General features: G+C 36.4%; 27 protein-coding genes. 21 read left to right on the forward strand and 6 right to left on the reverse strand.

Going from position 1 to position 20,450, the window contains the following annotated elements; translation table 11 throughout:
- Positions 1–110: 110 nt before the first annotated feature.
- The 3 genes from ACOKFD_RS14990 to ACOKFD_RS15000 are packed head-to-tail and all read right to left on the reverse strand — an operon-like array spanning position 111 to position 2,207.
- On the reverse strand, positions 111–470 hold the full coding sequence (locus tag ACOKFD_RS14990; RefSeq protein ID WP_422858652.1) for a YciI family protein: 360 nt from the start codon (positions 468–470) through the stop codon (positions 111–113).
- A gap of 11 nt (positions 471–481) precedes the next feature.
- Positions 482–907, reverse strand: a complete 426-nt coding sequence (locus ACOKFD_RS14995) for a YciI family protein (protein WP_422858653.1) — start codon at positions 905–907, stop codon at positions 482–484.
- Positions 908–944: 37 nt separating this feature from the next.
- Positions 945–2,207, reverse strand: coding sequence for an RNA polymerase sigma factor (locus tag ACOKFD_RS15000; RefSeq protein WP_422858654.1), 1,263 nt, complete (start codon positions 2,205–2,207; stop codon positions 945–947).
- 150 nt (positions 2,208–2,357) lie between these two features.
- Between ACOKFD_RS15000 and ACOKFD_RS15005 the strand changes: the two genes are divergently transcribed.
- From ACOKFD_RS15005 to ACOKFD_RS15075, 15 genes are all read left to right on the forward strand, one after another.
- Positions 2,358–2,678, forward strand: coding sequence for an ArsR/SmtB family transcription factor (locus ACOKFD_RS15005; RefSeq protein WP_422858655.1), 321 nt, complete (start codon positions 2,358–2,360; stop codon positions 2,676–2,678).
- Between the two features lie 2 nt (positions 2,679–2,680).
- Complete coding sequence (locus tag ACOKFD_RS15010) at positions 2,681–3,142, forward strand: SRPBCC family protein (protein WP_422858656.1); 462 nt, start codon at positions 2,681–2,683, stop codon at positions 3,140–3,142.
- Between the two features lie 12 nt (positions 3,143–3,154).
- Positions 3,155–3,535, forward strand: a complete 381-nt coding sequence (locus ACOKFD_RS15015) for a DoxX family protein (protein WP_422858657.1) — start codon at positions 3,155–3,157, stop codon at positions 3,533–3,535.
- A gap of 108 nt (positions 3,536–3,643) precedes the next feature.
- Positions 3,644–4,084, forward strand: a complete 441-nt coding sequence (locus ACOKFD_RS15020) for a hypothetical protein (RefSeq protein WP_422858658.1) — start codon at positions 3,644–3,646, stop codon at positions 4,082–4,084.
- Between the two features lie 242 nt (positions 4,085–4,326).
- Positions 4,327–4,938: a leucine-rich repeat domain-containing protein gene (locus ACOKFD_RS15025; RefSeq protein WP_422858659.1), complete on the forward strand. Its 612-nt coding sequence runs from the start codon at positions 4,327–4,329 to the stop codon at positions 4,936–4,938.
- Positions 4,939–4,976: 38 nt separating this feature from the next.
- Positions 4,977–5,291 carry a DUF1905 domain-containing protein gene (locus ACOKFD_RS15030; protein ID WP_422858660.1) on the forward strand — a complete coding sequence of 105 codons (315 nt, stop codon included), beginning with the start codon at positions 4,977–4,979 and terminating at the stop codon, positions 5,289–5,291.
- Complete coding sequence (locus ACOKFD_RS15035; RefSeq protein WP_422858661.1) at positions 5,260–6,228, forward strand: hypothetical protein; 969 nt, start codon at positions 5,260–5,262, stop codon at positions 6,226–6,228. Before ACOKFD_RS15030 ends, ACOKFD_RS15035 begins: the two co-directional genes overlap by 32 nt.
- A 349-nt stretch (positions 6,229–6,577) precedes the next feature.
- A complete protein-coding gene (locus tag ACOKFD_RS15040; RefSeq protein WP_422858662.1) occupies positions 6,578–6,958 on the forward strand; it encodes a VOC family protein in 381 nt (126 codons plus the stop codon).
- Between the two features lie 13 nt (positions 6,959–6,971).
- Positions 6,972–7,841, forward strand: a complete 870-nt coding sequence (locus tag ACOKFD_RS15045) for a hypothetical protein (protein WP_422858663.1) — start codon at positions 6,972–6,974, stop codon at positions 7,839–7,841.
- Positions 7,842–7,981: 140 nt separating this feature from the next.
- Positions 7,982–9,811 carry a serine hydrolase domain-containing protein gene (locus ACOKFD_RS15050; protein WP_422858664.1) on the forward strand — a complete coding sequence of 610 codons (1,830 nt, stop codon included), beginning with the start codon at positions 7,982–7,984 and terminating at the stop codon, positions 9,809–9,811.
- A gap of 186 nt (positions 9,812–9,997) precedes the next feature.
- Positions 9,998–10,435, forward strand: a complete 438-nt coding sequence (locus ACOKFD_RS15055) for a GyrI-like domain-containing protein (RefSeq protein ID WP_422858665.1) — start codon at positions 9,998–10,000, stop codon at positions 10,433–10,435.
- Positions 10,436–10,624: 189 nt separating this feature from the next.
- A complete protein-coding gene (locus ACOKFD_RS15060) occupies positions 10,625–10,939 on the forward strand; it encodes a DUF1905 domain-containing protein (RefSeq protein WP_422858666.1) in 315 nt (104 codons plus the stop codon).
- A 66-nt stretch (positions 10,940–11,005) separates the two neighbouring features.
- Positions 11,006–11,737, forward strand: a complete 732-nt coding sequence (locus ACOKFD_RS15065; RefSeq protein WP_422858667.1) for a LytTR family transcriptional regulator DNA-binding domain-containing protein — start codon at positions 11,006–11,008, stop codon at positions 11,735–11,737.
- 99 nt (positions 11,738–11,836) lie between these two features.
- On the forward strand, positions 11,837–12,487 hold the full coding sequence (locus tag ACOKFD_RS15070; RefSeq protein ID WP_422858668.1) for a hypothetical protein: 651 nt from the start codon (positions 11,837–11,839) through the stop codon (positions 12,485–12,487).
- 67 nt (positions 12,488–12,554) lie between these two features.
- Positions 12,555–13,415: a helix-turn-helix transcriptional regulator gene (locus tag ACOKFD_RS15075; protein WP_422858669.1), complete on the forward strand. Its 861-nt coding sequence runs from the start codon at positions 12,555–12,557 to the stop codon at positions 13,413–13,415.
- A 46-nt stretch (positions 13,416–13,461) separates the two neighbouring features.
- Here ACOKFD_RS15075 and ACOKFD_RS15080 read toward each other — a convergent pair whose 3' ends face one another.
- The 3 genes from ACOKFD_RS15080 to ACOKFD_RS15090 are packed head-to-tail and all read right to left on the reverse strand — an operon-like array spanning position 13,462 to position 15,128.
- Complete coding sequence (locus ACOKFD_RS15080; protein ID WP_422858670.1) at positions 13,462–13,884, reverse strand: hypothetical protein; 423 nt, start codon at positions 13,882–13,884, stop codon at positions 13,462–13,464.
- 3 nt (positions 13,885–13,887) lie between these two features.
- Entirely contained in the window at positions 13,888–14,265 is a 378-nt protein-coding gene (locus ACOKFD_RS15085; RefSeq protein ID WP_422858671.1) for a nuclear transport factor 2 family protein, read from the reverse strand.
- Positions 14,266–14,303: 38 nt separating this feature from the next.
- On the reverse strand, positions 14,304–15,128 hold the full coding sequence (locus ACOKFD_RS15090) for an RNA polymerase sigma factor (protein ID WP_422858672.1): 825 nt from the start codon (positions 15,126–15,128) through the stop codon (positions 14,304–14,306).
- Between the two features lie 179 nt (positions 15,129–15,307).
- Here ACOKFD_RS15090 and ACOKFD_RS15095 point away from each other — a divergent pair, with 179 nt between their 5' ends.
- The 6 genes from ACOKFD_RS15095 to ACOKFD_RS15120 all read left to right on the forward strand — a co-directional run bounded on the left by ACOKFD_RS15095 (position 15,308) and on the right by ACOKFD_RS15120 (position 20,384).
- Positions 15,308–15,778, forward strand: a complete 471-nt coding sequence (locus ACOKFD_RS15095) for a DUF3237 domain-containing protein (RefSeq protein ID WP_422858673.1) — start codon at positions 15,308–15,310, stop codon at positions 15,776–15,778.
- Positions 15,779–15,801: 23 nt separating this feature from the next.
- Positions 15,802–16,746 carry an SDR family NAD(P)-dependent oxidoreductase gene (locus ACOKFD_RS15100; RefSeq protein ID WP_422858674.1) on the forward strand — a complete coding sequence of 315 codons (945 nt, stop codon included), beginning with the start codon at positions 15,802–15,804 and terminating at the stop codon, positions 16,744–16,746.
- A 143-nt stretch (positions 16,747–16,889) separates the two neighbouring features.
- Positions 16,890–17,423, forward strand: a complete 534-nt coding sequence (locus ACOKFD_RS15105; protein WP_422858675.1) for a GNAT family N-acetyltransferase — start codon at positions 16,890–16,892, stop codon at positions 17,421–17,423.
- 272 nt (positions 17,424–17,695) lie between these two features.
- Positions 17,696–18,499, forward strand: coding sequence for a DJ-1/PfpI family protein (locus ACOKFD_RS15110; protein ID WP_422858676.1), 804 nt, complete (start codon positions 17,696–17,698; stop codon positions 18,497–18,499).
- Positions 18,500–18,556: 57 nt separating this feature from the next.
- Positions 18,557–19,474 carry a hypothetical protein gene (locus ACOKFD_RS15115; protein WP_422858677.1) on the forward strand — a complete coding sequence of 306 codons (918 nt, stop codon included), beginning with the start codon at positions 18,557–18,559 and terminating at the stop codon, positions 19,472–19,474.
- Between the two features lie 19 nt (positions 19,475–19,493).
- Positions 19,494–20,384, forward strand: coding sequence for a hypothetical protein (locus ACOKFD_RS15120; RefSeq protein WP_422858678.1), 891 nt, complete (start codon positions 19,494–19,496; stop codon positions 20,382–20,384).
- Positions 20,385–20,450 lie beyond the last annotated feature (66 nt).

Here is a 20,450-nt window from a genome sequence, read left to right on the forward strand (position 1 = left end):
TGTGCGTTATATTGATTTAAATGCATAAAGAGCAGGTGTTTAATCAAGCCTGTTAATACTAAGCCCAAAAAACTTGTGGGTTTCGATTAGTGTTAACAGGCCCTATGTAACTAGTTTATTCCTTGGACCTTCATTATTGGTCTTACTTCAATTTTCCAATTTCCATCTTCAAATCTAGGGTCAGCTTTTGCAATGCGGATGGCTTCCTGTAAATCGTCAGCCATCAAATGATAATACCCTGAAATGACTTCTTTTGTTTCATTGTATGGACCATCTACAATGCTCCCATTTTTTAGTGAAACAACAGCTCCCTTATTTTCCAAAGGTTGTGCACTTTTCATTTTACCACTCTTCATCAATTCTTGAATGTAAGCGCCTACTTTTTCTACATGTTTTTGTTGTTCTTCAGGAGAAAGATTAGCAATAGGGTTGTCTTCCTCGCTTCTAATAAATAACATAAATTCCTTCATAACTGTTTTTTTTAATTGATTCCACTTACTTGTTTAATTGGGCGCACCTCTAGTTTCCACCCATTTTCTTCGAACCTTGGGTCAGCTTTTGCAATGGCAATCGCTTCTTCCAAGTTTTTGGCTTTAACCACATAATAGCCTGCTATTGCTTGATTGGCTATAGTGAGTTTTTTTTGATTGACCTTTCCATCTTTTGCACTAATAAGTTCACCTTCCATTGCCAATGGCTGGGCATCAATAAGTTTCCCAGACTTTGCCAGGTCGCCTATGTACGCTCCCACTTTTTGAATGTGTTCTTTTTGATGTTGAGCGCTCATCTCGGTCATTTGATTCTTATCCGAATGGACGAGGAACATAAACTTGGCACTTTCCGTTTCTTGCGCCATGCTGGTCAGTGTTCCAGCTAATAGGCACATTAGTAATACTGTTTTTCTCATAATTGTTTTATGTAATGATTCTATACTCATACAACCATTAAGAATTCGAAATCAGGACGAGTGTTTCCCATTTTTTTTTGAGAAATTCTTTATCTATTTCATTAGATGCCAAGGCTATGGCTTCTTTATAATGCTTTATTGCTTTTTTTTCATCTTTTTCATCCCCATAGAGCGCGGCTAGCGTGGCATGGTAAAGGTGATTTCTATAGGAAAGAAAATTATCTTTAAGTAACTCAAGCTCAAAAAGGGCTTGCTGATTTCCATGTACATTTGACACTGCGATAGCACGATTTAGTCGGACAATGGGGGAATCTTCAAGTTCTAAAAGCGTATCATACAGTCTTAAGATTTCCTTCCAATTGGTTTTGTTGTACGAAGGTGCCACACAATGGTTCGCAGAAATGGTAGCCAAAATGAGGTATTTCGATACTTTTTTATACTTAATTGACCAATCGAGGTATTGTAATCCTTTATATCGCATGGACTTATCCCATAGATTACGGTCTTGTTGCGATAGTTCGATGATAGTATTTTCGGAATTCATACGAGCTTGGAAACGGCTCGCGTTTAAAAACATTAGGGCCAGTAGCGCATAGATCTCAGTCTTATTTTCAATGGACTTGGAATTTGCCAAAAGCTCACAGAGGCGCACCGCTTCAAGACATAAATCATACCGTATTTGCATGTTTTTTTGGGAAGATTTATAGCCTTCATTAAACAGAAGGTAAATAGCTTGTAGAATAGTGTCTATGTACTTTTCCAATTCATCCAAGTTGTCTAGGTCCAAGCTAGACTCCCTAATTTTTTTTCGACCTCTAACAAGTCTTTTATTAATGGTTTCGGTATTGGTGAAAAAAGCATTTGCAATTTCCTTGACACTAAAACCGCACAAGATTTTCAATATCAAGGCCAGTCTGTTGTCCTCTGAAAGTTCAGCGTGACAGCAGGCCATCATCATTTTTAGTTGGCTATCATTTATTTCGCCTTCGGAAAAATCAATGCTATCTGTTTTTCTGACATCTCCCATTTCCAGCTCTATCCTAGATTTGATTTTTTGTAGGTTATTGGAACGTGCGACAGTGTTGATTGCTAGATTTTTTGCTGTTGTATACAACCATGCCTCAGGGTTGTTGGGAATTCCATCAAAAGTCCAATGTTGTAGTGCTCGGTAAAGTGTCTCTTGCACAATATCTTCCGCAGTATGGACTTTTTCAATACCAAGATAACCAGTGATTACGGAAATCATTTTTCCATATTCATTTCTAAAGCAGTGTGCTATGAGTTGGTTCGGTTTCTTCATGCTACTCGTTAAAGTTAAATTTCAAGTTGCTTAATCACTTGTCAATTTCGGTCAGCAAGTTGACTGAAAGGTCCAATATTCAAAATTGCTAAAAAAAAATTGCGCAACCAAACGATTTCATATATATTTGCTATCAAACGGTTGCGTATTATGAGAAGAGATGTTTTTCAAGCGATTGCAGACCCAGTACGTCGGGAAATTATAACCTTGCTTGCCAAAGAGGAGTTGACGGTCAATGCTGTTTCCGACAAGTTTGACGTAAGTAGACAAGCGATATCAAAACACATAAAAATCCTGAAGGAATGCGGAATAATTTCAATAAGTCAGAAAGGGAGAAACCGCTATTGCCTCATCAAACCTAAAAGTCTTATACCTGCATTTATGTGGATTGAACAATACAGAAAACTATGGGAGGAAAAATTGGATTCCTTCGAGAATTACCTAAACGAATTACAATCTAAAAAACAATAATAATGAACAATTCAAATGATTTAACCAATCGAACACTAACCCTAGAAAGAATCTTTAATGCACCAATTGATTTGGTCTGGGAAGCTTGGACTCAACCTGAACATGTCGCTAAATGGTGGGCTCCTCAGGGTATGGACCTCGAAGTGATTGAACATGATTTTTCAGTAGGTGGAAAGTGGAAATACGCCATGCCAATGCCTGATGGCAATAAATTTATATCAGAAGGAGTCTATTCCGAGATAGTTCCACAAAAAAAGATAGTCACTACCGCAGATTTTAAGCCCATGACGGAAGGTGTTGAATTGCATATCCAATTCGAAAAGGACGGTAATCAAACCAAGTTTACCTTTAGTGTAATTCATGAGACCGAGGAATATTGCAAGCAACAGGAAGAGATGGGTTTCTATAATGGCTGGGGTTCGGCTTTTGAAAGGCTTGACAAAATGCTCAATGACTTAACTTAAAAGTTGATTGTTATGAAAAAAAGAATTCCCTTCTACATGGTTACAGGATTGTTGACTTTAATGGTCTTGGCAACCATTGCCAATAGCTTTTTTAATCCAGAATTTGCTAATCGGTTTTCCGATATTGGTTATCCAACCTATTTAATTATCCCCCTAATGGTTACCAAGGCCATAGGTTTATTAGCACTTTGGCTCAGTAAGAATGCTCGAATTCTTGAATGGACGTATTCTGGTTTTTGCTTTCTCTTTCTTTTGGCTTTTTTGGCAGAGGTGAATGCTTCGAGTCCAGATTATTTTTCGCCGGTGATTGCTTTGCTGCTGCTTATTTTATCCTATCGTTTTAAACAACAAAGGAATGGTAAACGTGAAATTACCCTTGAGAGCAACTCTTGAACGTAGACCATAAATTATTGAACTTTTTTATCAAGCTTTTAAAGATTGGTTTAATGAAATTGCCAAAAATTAAATTGTGAAGTTTCATTAATCTAAAAACAAAAAGCTATGATAAAGTATTTTAAAGTAACCTCGATTTTTTTACTGGGTGTTTTTTCAATTCTTCTGATATCATGTAACAATAATGATGATGACCTTGACCCTGATGCTAGTTGTGAAGATGTCATATGCACGCTAGAATTGAGAAGAATGACCGTGACCGTTCGAGATGAAAACGAGAATCCCGTGGCTTTGGATTCATTTGAAGTGGTCAATATTAAAGATGGTTCAAATATAACAATAGCCGTAAGCCCGTCTGAGTTTGAAGGAGCGCGAGAGTTTGGGCAGTATCCTTTGATAGAAGATGGGGTTTTAGGTAAAAACCAAGTCGAGCAAATACAATTTAGGGGTTTTATTGATGGCCAAGAAGTCGTTAGCAGTGATTATGAGGTCAGTACCGACTGTTGTCATATTGGTTTAGTTCTTGGGAGTTTGCTGATTACGCTTTGATTTTCAATTCAATCATTAAAGGACTATTGCTGGAATCCAATTTTCTCACTTTCGGGTTGTTTATCATATTATGTAGGTAAAACGGTCTCCAAGTAGAAATCGCACGAATAATTGCAATCAATAGCAGCTATTTTGAAAAGCAACCTGATGTAATAAGCCGATGATATAATTACTAGAAAGTGAAGTAACAATATGTTACACGAAAGATAAACCAACTATGTGTGTAACAAACATTAAAATTTATGAATCACAAAGAGTATGCTTCCATTAACGAGGCTTTAAAATATAAAGACGAAGTCAATGTATTAAGTTTGGCCAATCAAAATTTAAGTGCAATACCAGAAGAAGTAAGGAAATTACGCAATTTGGAATATCTTGATTTAAATGACAATCATATTGAAGAAATTCCTGACTGGATAAACGATTTAACCAATTTGGGTACTTTGTATTTGAGAAATAATAAGCTCAATAGTTTACCTGAGTCCTTGGAAGGTTTAAAAGAATTAGGCATTCTTGATTTATCACGAAACAATTTAACGCAATTACCAGATTCCTTGAGAAGTCTTGAAAAACTCTTTGAGCTACACCTAAATCACAACAAGATAACAGCATTGCCTGACAGTATGGGGCAACTCATTAATCTTGATAAAATGGACCTTTCAGAAAACCAAATCACCCACATTCCAGAGTCTTGGAGAAACCTTCAAATGAATTACTTAGACCTTTATAATAATAACATTCCAAAAGATATATGGTTTGATATTGAAGATATATTACGAGCATGTGATGTAAATTTTGATGAGGAAAAAAACTTTTACGATTCTGACTTTGATTTGGATGATGACGGCGAATAAATTGGAAGATAAATGATTCGTGTATCTGATAAATGGTAATGGAAAAAAGCGATTTGAAAGGAAGGATAAAGTACCATTTTTCGGGAAAATTATGGAAAGATGGTCAGGGGGGAGGTTGGTGCTTTGTGACCGTGCCAAGAGATATATCAGAAGAAATAAGGGAAAATTTCCAATGGCAAGAAGAAGGGTGGGGTCGAATGAAGGCAGTGGTCCTCGTTGATGGATTTCAATGGAACACATCAATTTGGTTTGATAAAAAGAAAAATAGATACCTACTTCCCATGAAGGCGGATATCAGAAAATCGGCCCATCTTAAACCAGATGATACAATTAATGTGGATTTTTTTATATAATCAGTTGGCCGTAATTAAGACGAATAGAACATTGAAAAAACAAATACTTAAATTCACTATTCTGGTATTTGCCATATCTATCAGTAATTGCAAAACGGATAAATCGAACACAAAAGAAAATTTATATTTTGGACAAAAACCACCGAGTTTAATCCCTGAAATTTTTGCTCCTGGCATTATTTCAATAAATGGAAGATATGAACATGGTATTTCATTTTCTCCAGATTTAGAAGAATTATATTTTGGAGCTAATTATGAAGACCAAGATCCTAGTATATATTTCTCAAAACTCGAAGGGAAAAAATGGACCCATCCTAAAAAAGCAAACTTTACGAAGGGTGAAAAAGTGGGTGAAATGCATCCATTTGTAAATCCTAATGGTACAATAATTCATTTTGCCGCTCATGACGCCTTTACACTACCTCACCATAAAGAATCAGTTAAAACTTGGTATGTAAAACGATTAGGGAATTCTTGGAGCGAAGCAAAACAACTAGATTCACCTATAAATGACGATTTTGTTTTTTATTCTAATGAGGCAAAAAACGGAGACCTTTATTATACGAATTTGTCAAAACGGAAAATGTATTATGCACCTAAAATAAATGACAAATATCCAGAAGTACATGAAGTTGGAACTGGAGGTTCCCACGGTTATATTTCTCCTTCTCAAGATTACTTAGTGGTAAATGCCCGAAATAAAGAGGATGACCAAAGAAAGAGTGATATATATGTCTATTTTAAGAAAAAAAAAGGTGGATGGTCAAAAGCAATTAACCTTGGAAGTGAAGTAAATTCTAATTTCGCCGAAACATGCCCTAGTATCACTCCAGATGGTAAATATTTATTTTTTGGCAGATATAACGAAAAACGAGAGTTGTCAAACCTTTATTGGGTGAGTACAGAGATTATAGAAAAACTACGACCAAACCAATAAAATACAACTACCGCCAACACGGTGTATAAAACATAGCTAAAAAGCGCTAAACCTAAAGGTTTGTGATTATTTACGAAGACCGCCAAATTTAAAAATTTGGCTTTTAGAATAGAAAAATTAAAAACAAAACATAAAAATTCGGCTTTGTGTTAACCCGAAAAGTTAGTGTCTTTTTGTACGCTACGTTCCATACACAAGACCGTTAGCGGTTATTTAAGAGGAGTCTCATAAACGAATACTTAGACAAGAATGAACCAAACCAAAACCATATTTAGGGTAATTACTTTTGGACTTTTGATTCAACCACTTACTTCTTGTGAAAACAATCCAAAAACAACAATCAAACAAGATGACAAAAAAATCAAACCCTGTTGTATATTTTGAAATTCCAGTGACTGAATTAGATAGAGCAGTAAAATTTTATAGGGCAGTCTTCGACTTTAATTTTACGAAGGAGGTAATTGACCATAATGAAATGGCTCTGTTTCCTTTTTTTGAAATTGGTTCGGGAATTTCTGGTGCATTGGCAAAAGGCGAAACCTATAAACCAACGAAAGACGGAGTGGTTATCTACTTCAATACGATGGATATTGATAGTACCCTACGTCTTATCATTGACAATGGAGGGAAAATATTATATCAGAAAACCTCAATTGGAGAATTGGGAACTGTTGCAGAATTTAAAGATAGTGAGGGAAATAGAATCGCTCTACATCAACAGAATGAATAAAAAACACTGAAGATTGAAAAAAAACGCACTTAAAATTTCTTTACTGCTATTTGTACTATTTTTAAGTAATTGCAAGGAGGATAAATCGAACACAAAAAAGAATGATTCATCTAACGAAGAAAAGGTATATCTAGGTCTAAAACCTCCAGGTTTGACTCCCAAGCTTTTTGCACCTGACATTGTCTCAACGGAAGCGCACCTTGAAAGTGTTGTTATGTTTTCACCCGATATGAAAGAGCTCACTTTCACAAGACAAGGTGGAGAATATAAAAAGACCGAATTGTTTGCTATGCAATACCAAAACAACCACTGGAGCAAGCCAACTATCTTAGCTGTCGATGATATCAATGCCCATCGAGAGCGATTCAAGCCCAGTTTGTTAGAGATAAAAAGTCAAGAACCCTTTAAAGGCATTCCCATTATTGGCTTTACAGTCTCATCTTCAGGAACTATTTATTTTTATGTTTTGGACTTTAATGATGGTAGTGGCCATATGGGTTATTCCCGTTTCATAAACGGGAAATACAAAACCCCTCAAAAAATGAATGAGAGTATTAATTCGTCAGGAAAATATATTGCCCATCCCTTTGTTTCACCAGACGAATCGTACATATTATGGGATGCTGAGCAAGAGGGTGAAACGACTCCCGATATTTTTATCAGTTTTCGTCAGCCTGATGGTTCTTGGGGACCTGCAATTGATTTGGGAAATCAGATTAATACCCCTGCCTATGAGCAGTACGTAAAAGTGACACCTGATGGGAAATACCTATTTTTTTGGAGGGGAGATAGAAAGGTCAATGAAAATGGAAGTGTCCATTGGGAGGGAAATCCATACTGGGTGGATGCCAAAATTATTGAGGAACTCAGACTTCAACAATAATCTTATAAGGAATTGAAAGCTAGAAAACAACTACCGTCAACATTGGTTATAAATAATTACTATTTCCGCTTCTCGTTTGCAAAAGTCCTTGTTAACACAAGCAACTGTCGATAGCCGAGACCGTTATCTAATATGCTTACATGAAAATTCAATTGCTGATATGTACTTTTATTCTCACATCTTTTTTGACCTATTCACAGGAAACGGAATGCCATTGTAAAGAACAAGAAAGAACTTCTTTGGAAGAAGAATTGAAAAAGGCCGCTGCAAGCGAAAATTTGATTGGTGCTGTATGGTCAACTATTAATGGTGATAGTGTTACCACTGGAGCAATAGGCTTAAAGAATGCAGCTACAAAAGAAATATTAGAAAAGAAAGACAGAGTATTAATTGGCTCAATTACCAAAACCTTAATTGCAACAGGGGTTCTTCGTTTAACAAGTCAAGGAAAGTTAGACATTGACGCTCCTGTACACAAAATTTTACCCAATGTTCTTTTTGATAACCCTTGGAGAGAAAATAATCCAGTTACTACAAGGGATTTATTAAATCACACATCTGGAATTGAGGATGCCAGATTTTGGCAAGTATTTAGCACTAAGCCTATAGCTACCACGCCATTAGAATATATTTTTTCTAAAAACCGCTCTGTATTAAAAGTGAGAACCATCCCTGGAACTCGATTTTCGTATTCCAATATGGGGTATACCCTTTTAGGTCTAATTATTAAAAAAATCACTAAAGAACCATACGAAACCTATTTGGACAAAAACCTTCTTGTTCCTTTGGGTATGAACAACAGTACTTTTCAATTTACGACCCAAAAAGGAGAGAATGCTGACAAACAATTGGCAATGGGGCATTTTGATGATGGAACAACAAAAGAAAACATTCCAATGTTTTTACGTCCAGCTGGGCAATTTACAACAACCTCAAAGGACATGGCACTACTTGCAAAATTCCTAATGAGCGATGGTGCTATTAATGAAAAACCTTTTATTGATAAAGAACTTTTAAATCAAATGGGAAATCCTGTATCAACGGAATCCAATAAAAATGGCTTGACTACAGGATATCAATTTGGACTTAGCTACAGAGACAGATATGGTGTTGTAGGGAAGTTTCACCGCGGAAATACAATTGGTCATAGAGCAACATTTTATTTGTTTCCTGAGCAAAAAAAAGGATTTTTTATCAGTTTTAATACCGATAGCGAAACAGCAAATTACGAAAAGTTTAATTCGATTTTTATTGATCACTTAGGAATCGAGAAACCTCAAAAGCTAAAAATAAAAAACAACTTGCCCTCAAATATCGATGGGTTTAGTGGCTATTATAAAATGAATCCCGTTCGATTCGAAATGTTTGCCTACTTAGATTTACTTTTCAGTTCAATAAAATTGAATCAAGAGAATGATAAGTTGATTGTTCAATCTATTCAAAATGAAACTTACACCCTGTTACCTGTTGGGGGTTATCTATTCAGAAAAGAAGATAGAGTGAATCCCTCTCATGTTTTGTTCAAAAACGGAAATATAACAGCTGTGAGCGATGGTCTTGTAACCTACGAAAAGATTAACCCATTCTATTTATACGCAATGTGGTTAAATCTTATTCTTGGACTGTGCGGTTTGGTTATTATTTTAATCCGAGGGTGCTATCTGTTTTTTCAAAAGAAACTTTTTAATCGCGATCAGGTTGCAACTTTACCGTTCTTATCTGTTTTAGGACTTTTAATTCCTATACCTTTTCTTTTAAATCAATCATTCCTAAACTTGGGAGATGTAACCTTTGCAAATGTTTTGTTAGCTATCATGACTGGTTTTTTGCCTTTGGCTATGATTATCAGCATAAGAAAAATATTGAGAAATAAAACTTTGACAATAGATGCAATTGGAATTTTATTTACACTTCAATGGACAATTGTCTTATTCTACTGGAATTTAATACCTTTTAGATTATGGTCTTAGAAAAGGCAGTTTGTAGCAATGTGTATAAGCAATAGCGGTTTAAGTGATGAAACGAAAGTATAAATATAGTACAAAGGTCAGTGCAAAACCGAAAGACTTGTGGGTAGAAACCCCCTAACCCATACACTAGACCATTGTACGTCCGCGTAAACTAAGGTTCCGAATAAATTAAACTAAGAACAAAATATGAATGATTTTAAAATTATAGGTATCTCAACGGAAACAACAAATGAGTCAATGGCTGATATTGAAAGACTTTGGGGAAAGTTTTGGGGAGAAAATGTTACAGACAAAATCTCAAACAAAACAAGTAACGAATTTTATGCTGTTTATACCGACTATGAAAGTGATTATACAGGCAAATATACCTTAATCATTGGGTTTCCTGTTACTACATTAGAAAATGTTCCCGATGGTTTTTTAGGAAGGGAAATTTCCGTTGGCAGAAGTATAAAATACACTTCAAAAGGAAAAATGCCCGACGCTATAATGAAAACTTGGAAAGAAATATGGCAAGATACCCAATTGAAGAGAGCATATCGCGCAGATGTAACTGTTCATGGAAAAAAATACTTTGATGGAGACAATGCAGAAGTAGAAACCTATATCTCAATTTCTGAATGATTAAAAATATTAGAATGTCCTTGTACTTCAAAACGGAAAACAATACAATTACGGGAATGGATTTCAGGGATAAATTTTTAAAAAGGATAGAGTAACCTTTGTATTGTGTAATTTTCCTTCATTCTTATTTAACGGAATATTTAGTGAATAAATCAAAAAATACATGATTAATGTATCTAATACATGTAAATGGAAAAGAGCGAATTGAAAGGAAAAATAAAGTACCATTTTTCGGGAAAATTATGGAAAGATGGTCAAGGGGGAGGTTGGTGCTTTGTGACCGTGCCGGAAAACATGTCAAAAGAAATAAGGGAAAATTTCCAATGGCAAGAAGAAGGATGGGGACGTATGAAGACGGTGGCCCTCGTTAATGGAATTCAATGGAACACATCAATTTGGTTTGATAAAAAGAAAAATAGATATCTACTTCCTATGAGGGCGGATATCAGAAAATCGGCTCATCTTAAACTGGATGATACTATTAACGTGGATCTTTTTATATAATGATTAGGTTTGGGATATGTGGTATGCCATTAAGAAACTAACAAGTTAGGAACGTACTAAAACAAAATGAACAAACTAAATCCTTCGATTAAATATCACTTAGGTATAGGAGCTTTTGTTAGCCTCTGGATTTTTGTTTTTTGCTTTTTCATAAGACCATTTGATGATGGAACGGTTTTTCAATGGGGTCAGATAAGTTTTTGTTTTGGTCTTATTGTCTTTTTGTGCTATGCTATAGTAGCAATACTGCAAAAAGCCATTTATCAAAAAAAAGTACAATGGACAGTGGGTTATGAACTATTGATTTTGTTTCTATTTAATCTACTATACTCAATATTTTCCTATGTTTTTTATAAAGGCCCTGTTCTCAATGGAACGTATAATTTTATAGAATTCTCAACTAAAATTATTCTTAAATCTTCATTAATACTGACGCCGATAATCATATTGGCTAGAACATTTTTGATAAAGCTAATACCAGATAAAGAAGATACTATTATAATCAAAGGAGAAAGTAAACTAGATACTTTGAAAATTCACAAATCTGATCTAATCTGCATAAAAAGTTCGCAAAACTATGTTGAAATTTTTTTTCTAATGGACGATCAACTTAATTTAAAAGTTATCCGCGCTTCCCTTAAAAAAATTCAAAAGGATTTCGAATTTTTAGTTCAAGTACACCGCTCATATTTAATCAATCCAACACATTTTAAATTCTGGAAAAATCAAAATACTGTTGCGCTTACCCAAATTGAAGTTCCAGTTTCCAAAAGTTACAGAAATAAATTTTTTCTTTAGTGATTTTCGTCCCAAAAAAGCGGTGTCTTATACCAAAAAGCTTTTCTCCTTCCTTATAGTTGTCTATAGGTTTAATTTCGGCACATAAATGATAAAACCATGAATTACAAACGAAGTTTAAGAGTGCATAATAAACGGTTAACAGGATTTTTTCTCCCTATATTTTATGTACTATTTATATCCTGCGGAGAAAATTCTAAAAATCCACCAAGTGAATTGATTAAAAAAATCAATGCTGTTCAACAACAGGTGATGGCACAGGGAAACATTACAGAAGAAGAGGAACTAGCAATGTCAAATTTATGTAGTATTATGTCACAAGATGACGGTTTGGCAAATTTTAATTCGGATGATAGAATCATATTGGATGATGCAGAAATTGCACCTGTTTATAAGGGCTGTGAGAATCTTTCAAAAGACGGAATAAGAGAGTGTTTTAATACTAAAGTGGTAACATATATAAAGGGTGAATTTAACTTGAATGTATCCAAAGATTTGAATCTTTCAGAACCGAAGCAGGTTGAGGCTTTTTTCATAATCAATGAAGATGGAAATTCAACTGGTATAAAAGTCAGGGATTCAGAGCTAACCGTTCAGGCAGAAATCTTAAGAGTTCTCAGAAAGATGCCTATAATGAAACCTGCCATTCAGAATGGAAAAAGTGTTTCTGTGTTATGTTCCATACTAGTGAAATATGGAAATGATATCGAAGTTGATGTCGTTTACATCCCTGAAATACCAAATGATTAAAAGTTGAATTACTAAAAACAACCACATATAAAAGTCAAAGTATTTATAACGCTAACTTTAGTTGAGAATGAACATTATCAATCTACCTGACATCATCCTAGACGATAACAATACCAAGGAAAACTCGGTATTCTTTTATTACCATATAGGGCATCAAGAGTTTTTCAAATCAAAGATTTCGTTTCGTCAACATTGCATCGCTTTTTTACTGTCAGGTAAAAAAAGAGTACTACATCAAGACCAAGAGCTTGTTTATGATAATAGTTCTTTTTTGTTGTTTAAAAGAGGGAACTACGTGTCCAATGAAATCGCCACCGACGGTAATCCATATCACAGCATTCTATTGTTTTTTGATGATGCCGCACTTCGAAAGTTTCGCTTTAGACATCAAGATTTGGTCTTCAAAAATCAAGTCGATTTTCCTAAAGGAGATATAGCGTTGCCAAAGACATCCTATATCAAGAATTATCTAGAAAGCCTGAAGCAACTGTTGTTTTCTGAGCGGTTCTCAGATACCATGAATCACTTAAAATTTGAAGAGGTAATGCTCCATCTTTCGGAGCTGTATGGTTGGGATTTCATAGAGTTCTTTATCTCTGATTTAGCTCCCTCGCGAGACTCATCATTTCGCAAAATCATTGAGGCCAATGTTCGACGAAACACCTCAATTGAAGAGTTGGCCTTTCTTTGTCACATGAGCCAGTCAACCTTTAAGCGGTATTTCCGTAAGATTTATAATGCCACACCCGGTACCTGGCTTCAAGAAAGAAGGTTGGATTATGCGGCCTATTTGCTAAAAGTCAAAGGTAGGGCTGCCTCCGAAATCTTTGAGGATGTTGGCTATTCAAGTCTCTCTAGTTTTATGCATTCCTTCAAACGAAAATTTGGGGTGACACCGCGGCACTATCAAACCCACAACACCGATTAAATTACTTGTTTTCTTCCTAGCCAAAAGGGTCAATAGAGATGGGATTTTAGCTTATAGGATTGTGGTGCCTAAATCTACTGTACATAGTTCCTAATAGAATACCAAAAAGACAGAATTGAATTAATCCTACGGTCCCCTCTACGGCAATCCAACTAACAATATCAGGCACTTTATATTTTCCCGCTTCGGTAAATGCCGGATAGCTTACGAAAAGTAAAGCCATTAAAAAACCATAGGTCAACCCATTCTTCCAACTTGGATGTTCTTTACAAAAGAATGTGTACATATAGGTTAAAACACCGCCCTGCAAAATCATGGTCAAAAAACCGAGGGGGAAAATAACTTCGTCATTAGGCCGCATATGGGGAACCCGGGCATAGTGCTCGGTGTTGATTACAAAATGGGAAAGGGCCTGTACTGCAAAACTGATAATGATAAATACGATTGTTCCAGAAATAATTCTTTTCATAGCCTATTGATTTGCAGACATTTCTTTTCTGAACTCCTCTGCATCATAAAACACTTTTACGGATTGTATTTTTCCATCAGCAATACGATACCACTCGCTCATATCTAATGTTATCACTTTTCCAGAGGGCATAGATACATTAAACTCAACTTGGGTAATGACCCAATCTTCATTGGAAACAATTTCTTTCAATGTGCTGCCTTTTATCATAGGCGCAAAAGACATGTTTAGCTCAATAAAGTCTTTTTTGCCTTTTACTTGAGCTGCTGGGCCAATAAATTGAACATCGTTAGATATAACCTCTTGCCAAGAGTCTGTACCTGATTTTAAACCTTCATCAAATTTTTTGAATACTTCTAATGTTGTAGCTGAATTTGCCATTTTTACTTGTTTTAATGGATAACTACGCTTTAGACAAATTAGAAGACCTTTTCGGACGGGTTTTTTAAAATATTTTTCTTTTTGCCTTCGGCTGTCCAAGTTTCCAGTGATTTCAACATAAACATATTCATTAAGGTATTGGGTGAATTCAGCGGATCTATGCTCTGGGTCAGTTTCATTCGAACATTGAGAAGATGTTCTTGGTTGTTGGACTCCTCATACTTTAAATACTTATTTCTGGCTTTTTCAATATGTTCTTTTTGCTTATGGTTCAATATACTCGTGAGCGTAGTGCATTGGGTGCAATGTCCTTTTTTATTGACCAAGGCGCATCTTTCATCGAATATCCTGTTCATATGTTTTCTGGCATTGGCGATGGCATGTTTCACCTTACCTTCCGTAAGTTGGGTGATTTCCAGAATCTCAGAAATTTTAAATTGATATACCTCTTTCAGCCATAGGCAAACTTGTTGCTCTAGAACAAGCGTTTTTACAATACAGTTAAAACAATAGGCAATGTGTTCCTTGGTCTCATACTGTTTGTCTGGAGTGGTCTGAAATACCTGTTCGAATTTATCCCAATACTCACTTGGTGGACGATTGATTTCTGCACCGTAGTCTTGTGCACGTTCATCCCATCTTTTTTGCCTCGCTAAATGATTTTTCGCGGTATTGTAGGCAATGCTAAATACCCAAGTTTTAAAGGACGAATCTTTTTTAAATGAATCTATGTTGTCATGTACCTTTAAATAAGTGGTTTGCATGACATCCTCCACGTCCTGAAGACTGGTAAGTAAACGAAACAAAAATGACCTTAATTGGTCTCTGAACAGCAAAAATTCTGATAGGTGATCTTCACTCATTTAAGTCTTATTTTAAAATTTAAAGGCAATTTTTAATCAATAAAGATTTAGGGCAAGCTAACAATGAATGGCAACATTCTAGAAAATTGCACCATTATCGACAGTCTATGGACGTATGGTTCAACTTGACGGCACCTACAATATTGAAATTTGTAGTCAAGATAAAAATTTCAAGTGTTATGCGTTCACTCTACGTTCTTCTTTTCATGGTAAGCCTTCAAATGGTAGCATCACAAGAATTAAATTATGAATTGCTGTTTGAAGTAGAGGCCCAGTTGAAAACACCTATAGAGATAGGCAAGTTGCCAATGGGAGAGCGTACCATATTCCCATTTGATAAGGGAACGTTCAAAGGGCCAAAAATGAAAGGCACTATCGGTGCAAGTGGTGCAGATTGGTCGTTAAAAATAAACGAGACTACTTCTATTTTAGACATTAGGGGACTTTACACTTTGGATAGCGGGGAGCATATCTACGTTCAGGCCAAAGGCTATTTACATTTCAATCAGGATGGCACTTATTACTTACGCTCGACCCCTATCTTCGAAACAACGGCTAAAGGTTTTGAATGGCTAAATCACATAGTGTCTGTTGGAGTGGGCGAACTCTCAAAGACAGGTGTAAAGTTTCGAATTTATGCAATTAAATAACTCTTTAACATCACTATAAAATCATGGGAAAGAAAAGTGTTTCAAGAAGAAAAATGATAAAGACTGCAGGGCTTTCTTTTGGGGCACTGTCCCTAAGTGGTTTTTCAAAGACCATACCTACACTAGAAAGTAATTTGATAAACGATGGGAGCATGAAAGGTAAAGTAGCTTTTATTACCGGTGGTGCCAGGGGTATTGGGTTGGCCATTGCCAAAGAACTGGCTGGTCAAGGGGTACATTGTGCGCTTTACGATATTGCTGAAAACATTTCAAGTGTAAGATATGATTTGGCTACGGAAACAGATTTGAAGGAGGCCAAGAAAACCATCGAAGGGTACGGTGTTAAGTGCCTCTCCTTTAAAGGTGATGTTAGGAATTTTGAGAGCTTGCAGAAAGCCATCAGTTCCACCATAGCAGAATTAGGGGGTCTACATTTTGTAATAGCCAATGCAGGGGTAACCCGAAATGGAAATTTGGCTTCGCATACCATCTCAGATGTTAAAGACCTTTTAGAAGTGAATATTGCTGGAATTATTAATACCATAAATGCTACCTCACAGCAATTGATTGACCAAAAATTTGGTCGAATCGTTTCTTTAAGTTCCATCGCAGGCAAACGTGGTTATGCCTCATTTCCGGTCTACGGTGCTACTAAATGGGCTGTTATTGGTTTGACCAAGAGTATGGCTGCAGAAATGGGGCAATACGGAATAACTTCTAATAGTATTTGTCCGGGGTTTGTGGATACCGCATTATTGCGTAATGAGCATATGCTGAGTATGTTTGGCGATACGGATAACATGGTCAATGAACAGCGGTTCAGAGGGTTTGCCAAAAGCACCAATAAGTTGCCATTGGATTTTCTTCAACCAGCCGAGATTGCCCGAATGGTGTCTTTTCTTTGTAGTGAGAATGCCAATCATATTACCGGTGAAACCTTTGTGGTCGATGCAGGTAACACGCTATAATTTCGACTCTTCAAAATAGTATAAAGCAACTTGGACTTATGTATCAAGTTAATGATGGATGCCTTCCCTAATTTTCGGACATCATCAATGCTCGTAAACTGTTTCAGTATAAATAACAAAATGGTTGCTCTAAGATTAAACTGATGAAGGAGGAACACACTAAATATAAAATTCGAAAAGCAAGAAGCGAGGAGTTTAATGTAATTGGTGCACTTCTAGTCGAAGTATATTCTAATTTAAGTGGTTTTCCCAAGCTTGAAGAACAGCCAGAGTATTACAAGATGCTTGAAAATGTTGGTGCGTTAACCAAAAACCCGAACATCAAGATATTTGTTGCAGTTTCCGAACAAAATAAAATTGGCGGAGCAGTTGTCTATTTCCATGATATGAAAGACTACGGTTCTGGAGGAACCGCTACTAAAGAAAAAAATGCTTGCGGTTTTAGACTGTTGGGTGTTGACGTAAGTGTAAGGGGCTTGGGTTTAGGTAAAAAACTAACTGAATTTTGTATCAACAAAGGGAAAGTCGACAATCGTGAAACAATGGTTATCCATTCTACCCAATCTATGGAATTGGCATGGGGCATGTATGAAAGATTAGGTTTTCAAAGAGCTCCTGATTTAGATTTTATGCAGGAAGACCTACCAGTTTATGGTTTTAGATTAAAACTTAAATAAAAACTGACTAAAATTGTTATGTACACATTCGTTGAGATATGTGCAAACCATTTCACTTCTGGAACCATCGTGGTCGATGCGGTAAACACCCTATAATTTCAATTCTTCAAAATAGCATAAAGCAACTTGAACTTATCAATCAAGTCAATTGCTTGTGGTATTCATACTTTTCTAAAATAATAAGGATATGGTGAATATGCTTTATGGCGTGTTCTGCAACATTTGACTATTCAATAAGTCATTGAAATACTTAAAATTTATCAATCTAAAAAATGAAAACAAAATCAATCTCATTATTCAGGTTTCTTGTGATTTTATGCTCGGCAATCGCTTTCACAAGCAATGTAACAGCACAAGTAGATACCCCTACTGTATATCAATGTGCACCATGCGGTTGTGATTCAGATGGCAAACACTTTTCTGAGCCTGGTAATTGTAAAAGCTGTGGTATGAGGTTAGAAAAAGTGACAGAACTTAGAAAAGCCTTAGAAAAATTGGATGAGCCTCTTAATGTGGCCATTTTGATTTATCATCATGCACAAGTATTGGATTATACTGCACCTTATGATATATTTTTTGCAGGTGGCGAAAATTTTAATGTCTACACAGTCGCTGAAACCTCAGAAAAGGTCATTACAATGCCAAATTTTAGTGTCAATCCAGAGTATACTGTTGACAATGCCCCAAAACCTGACATCTTAGTCATTCCAGGGGGGATGTGGAACGTATTAGGAAATAAAACTAAAGAATGGATTAAACAAAGTGCCAAAGATGCAGAATATGTTTTGTCTGTCTGTACAGGTGCTTTTATTCTTGCCGATTTAGGAATGCTGGATAATTTGGAGGCAACAACGCATAGTGCGGGAGTAGATTTATTGGAAAAAAATTACCCCAACATAAAAAAAGTGCAACGTGACGTGCGATTTGTTGATAATGGTAAAATCATTACATCTGCAGGGGTAACCGCGGGAATGGATGCCTCTTTACATCTTATATCAAAAGTACTTGGGAATGATTGGGTGGATGCAATTGAGAGAAATTTAGAGTATGATTTTTTAAATGCTGAACGAAAATAAGTTTATTGCCAATCGTCATCTTTCAAAGCATAAAACGATGTAGTCAATTTTGATAATATGAAGTATATAACCACACTATCTATTTTAACTTTTCTATTGGTCTCTTGCCAAAGTGGCAAAACATCCAATCTTACACTATTGAGTGAACGCATCCCTGCGGATGAACCCTTGGTTTTTGGGGAAGGAATTGTTTCAACCGATAATAAAGAGTTCTCGATTACCTTCAATCCTCAGATGGATGAAATGTTCTTTACCCGTAGAAGACCCGAAGCAAAAAATGAGATTTACACCATGAAATTGGTCAACGGGAAGTGGTCGGCACCGGAATTGGCATTTTTTGCTACAAATACAGGATGGGATTTTGAGCCCCATATCAACCCTAAAGGAGACAAGCTCTATTTTGGAAGCACAAGACCTCTTAACGATACCATCAAAGCATCAGGAATGCATCAGTGGGTTAGTGAGAAAAACGGAAATGGCTGGGGCCAACCTAAACCGTTGGGAGCGCCATTCGTAAATAGGTTTGTCATGTATCCTTCAGCAACGGATAATGAAACGCTATATTTTACCTCAAGGGAAGAGGGTGTTGACCGTGAAGATTCCAGTATTTTCTTTTCGATAAAAGAAGGAGATGAGTATGCCTCCGTTAAAAACATGGCCGAGATGATGACCCTTCCCGGGAAGTGGATTGCGCACCCGTACATAGCACCTGATGAAAGTTATTTGATATTTGATAGCCAAAAAGATTCGGAATCCGATGACTGCGACCTATACATTGCATTCAATGAAAGTGGTACATGGACAGAACCTTATAATTTGGGTCCTAAAATTAATACGGATCAATGTGAGATGTGTGCCAGCGTTTCACCGGATGGAAATTATCTGTTCTTTCACAGAGGGGGCCAGGGAACCGGGGATATGTATTGGGTCGATTTTCTTCAACTAAAAAAGGAAGTAAAAAAGAGTGGGAAGTAGCTCGTACATAATTGGATTCATGAAAATTGTAACAATCAAAAAAATATATTTTGCTTCCTTGTTTTTAGGGGCCTTGTTTCTTACATCTTGCCAGACCAAAAAACGGAATGCAACAAGTGAGGACTCATCCAGTATCAATAGCCCGTATCTTGGTCAAAAGCCACCTGGTCTAAACCCAGAAGTTTTCGCTCCGGGTCTAGTTTCAACCGAACACCGTGACCTCAGTGGTTTCTTCACCCCCGATATGCGAGAATTCTATTTTACCAGAAAAGACCTTGAGAATGGAAAATGGTCGTTAATCGTTTTCAAATATGAAAATAAGCAATGGCATGAATCTGTTGTAGGCCCCAGAGTGGGGAGACCCATCATTGCACCAGATGGCAAGACCATCCATTTGGGGAAAGATTATATGGAGCGTACTGCTACGAGTTGGTCTGAGGTAAAAAGCCTTGGCCCTATGTTTGACCGCGAAGACTGGGGTATTATGCGTTTATCTTCATCGTTCGATGGCACCTATGTTTTTGACGATTATAAAAACAACGATGTCATTCGTATATCGGCTCTCAAAGATGGCAAGCGCGAACAACCAAGACTTCTTGGAAAAGAAATCAACGCTGGAAAATATACTGCTCACCCCTTTATCGCACCAGATGGGTCCTATTTAATTTGGGATAGTGAAAGAGAAGGTGGCTATGGTGACTCAGACCTGTATATCAGTTTTAGAAGGGCTGACGGTTCATGGGGTACTGCCATTAATCTAGGAGATAAAATAAATACCGGCTTTGGAGAGAGTGGAGGGTATGTAACACCAGACGGAAAGTATTTTTTTTATAATTCAGGAAGCATAGAAAACAAGAATATATTTTGGGTGGATGCTGAGGTTATTGAAAAGCTAAGGTCCCAGAAATAAAGAAAAATCGCTTTGCAATGCTGCAATGTGTAAACTCAAAATGCAACATCTAGATAAATTAAGGGT

Source organism: Flagellimonas ulvae (assembly GCF_049333175.1).
Classification (GTDB): domain Bacteria; phylum Bacteroidota; class Bacteroidia; order Flavobacteriales; family Flavobacteriaceae; genus Flagellimonas.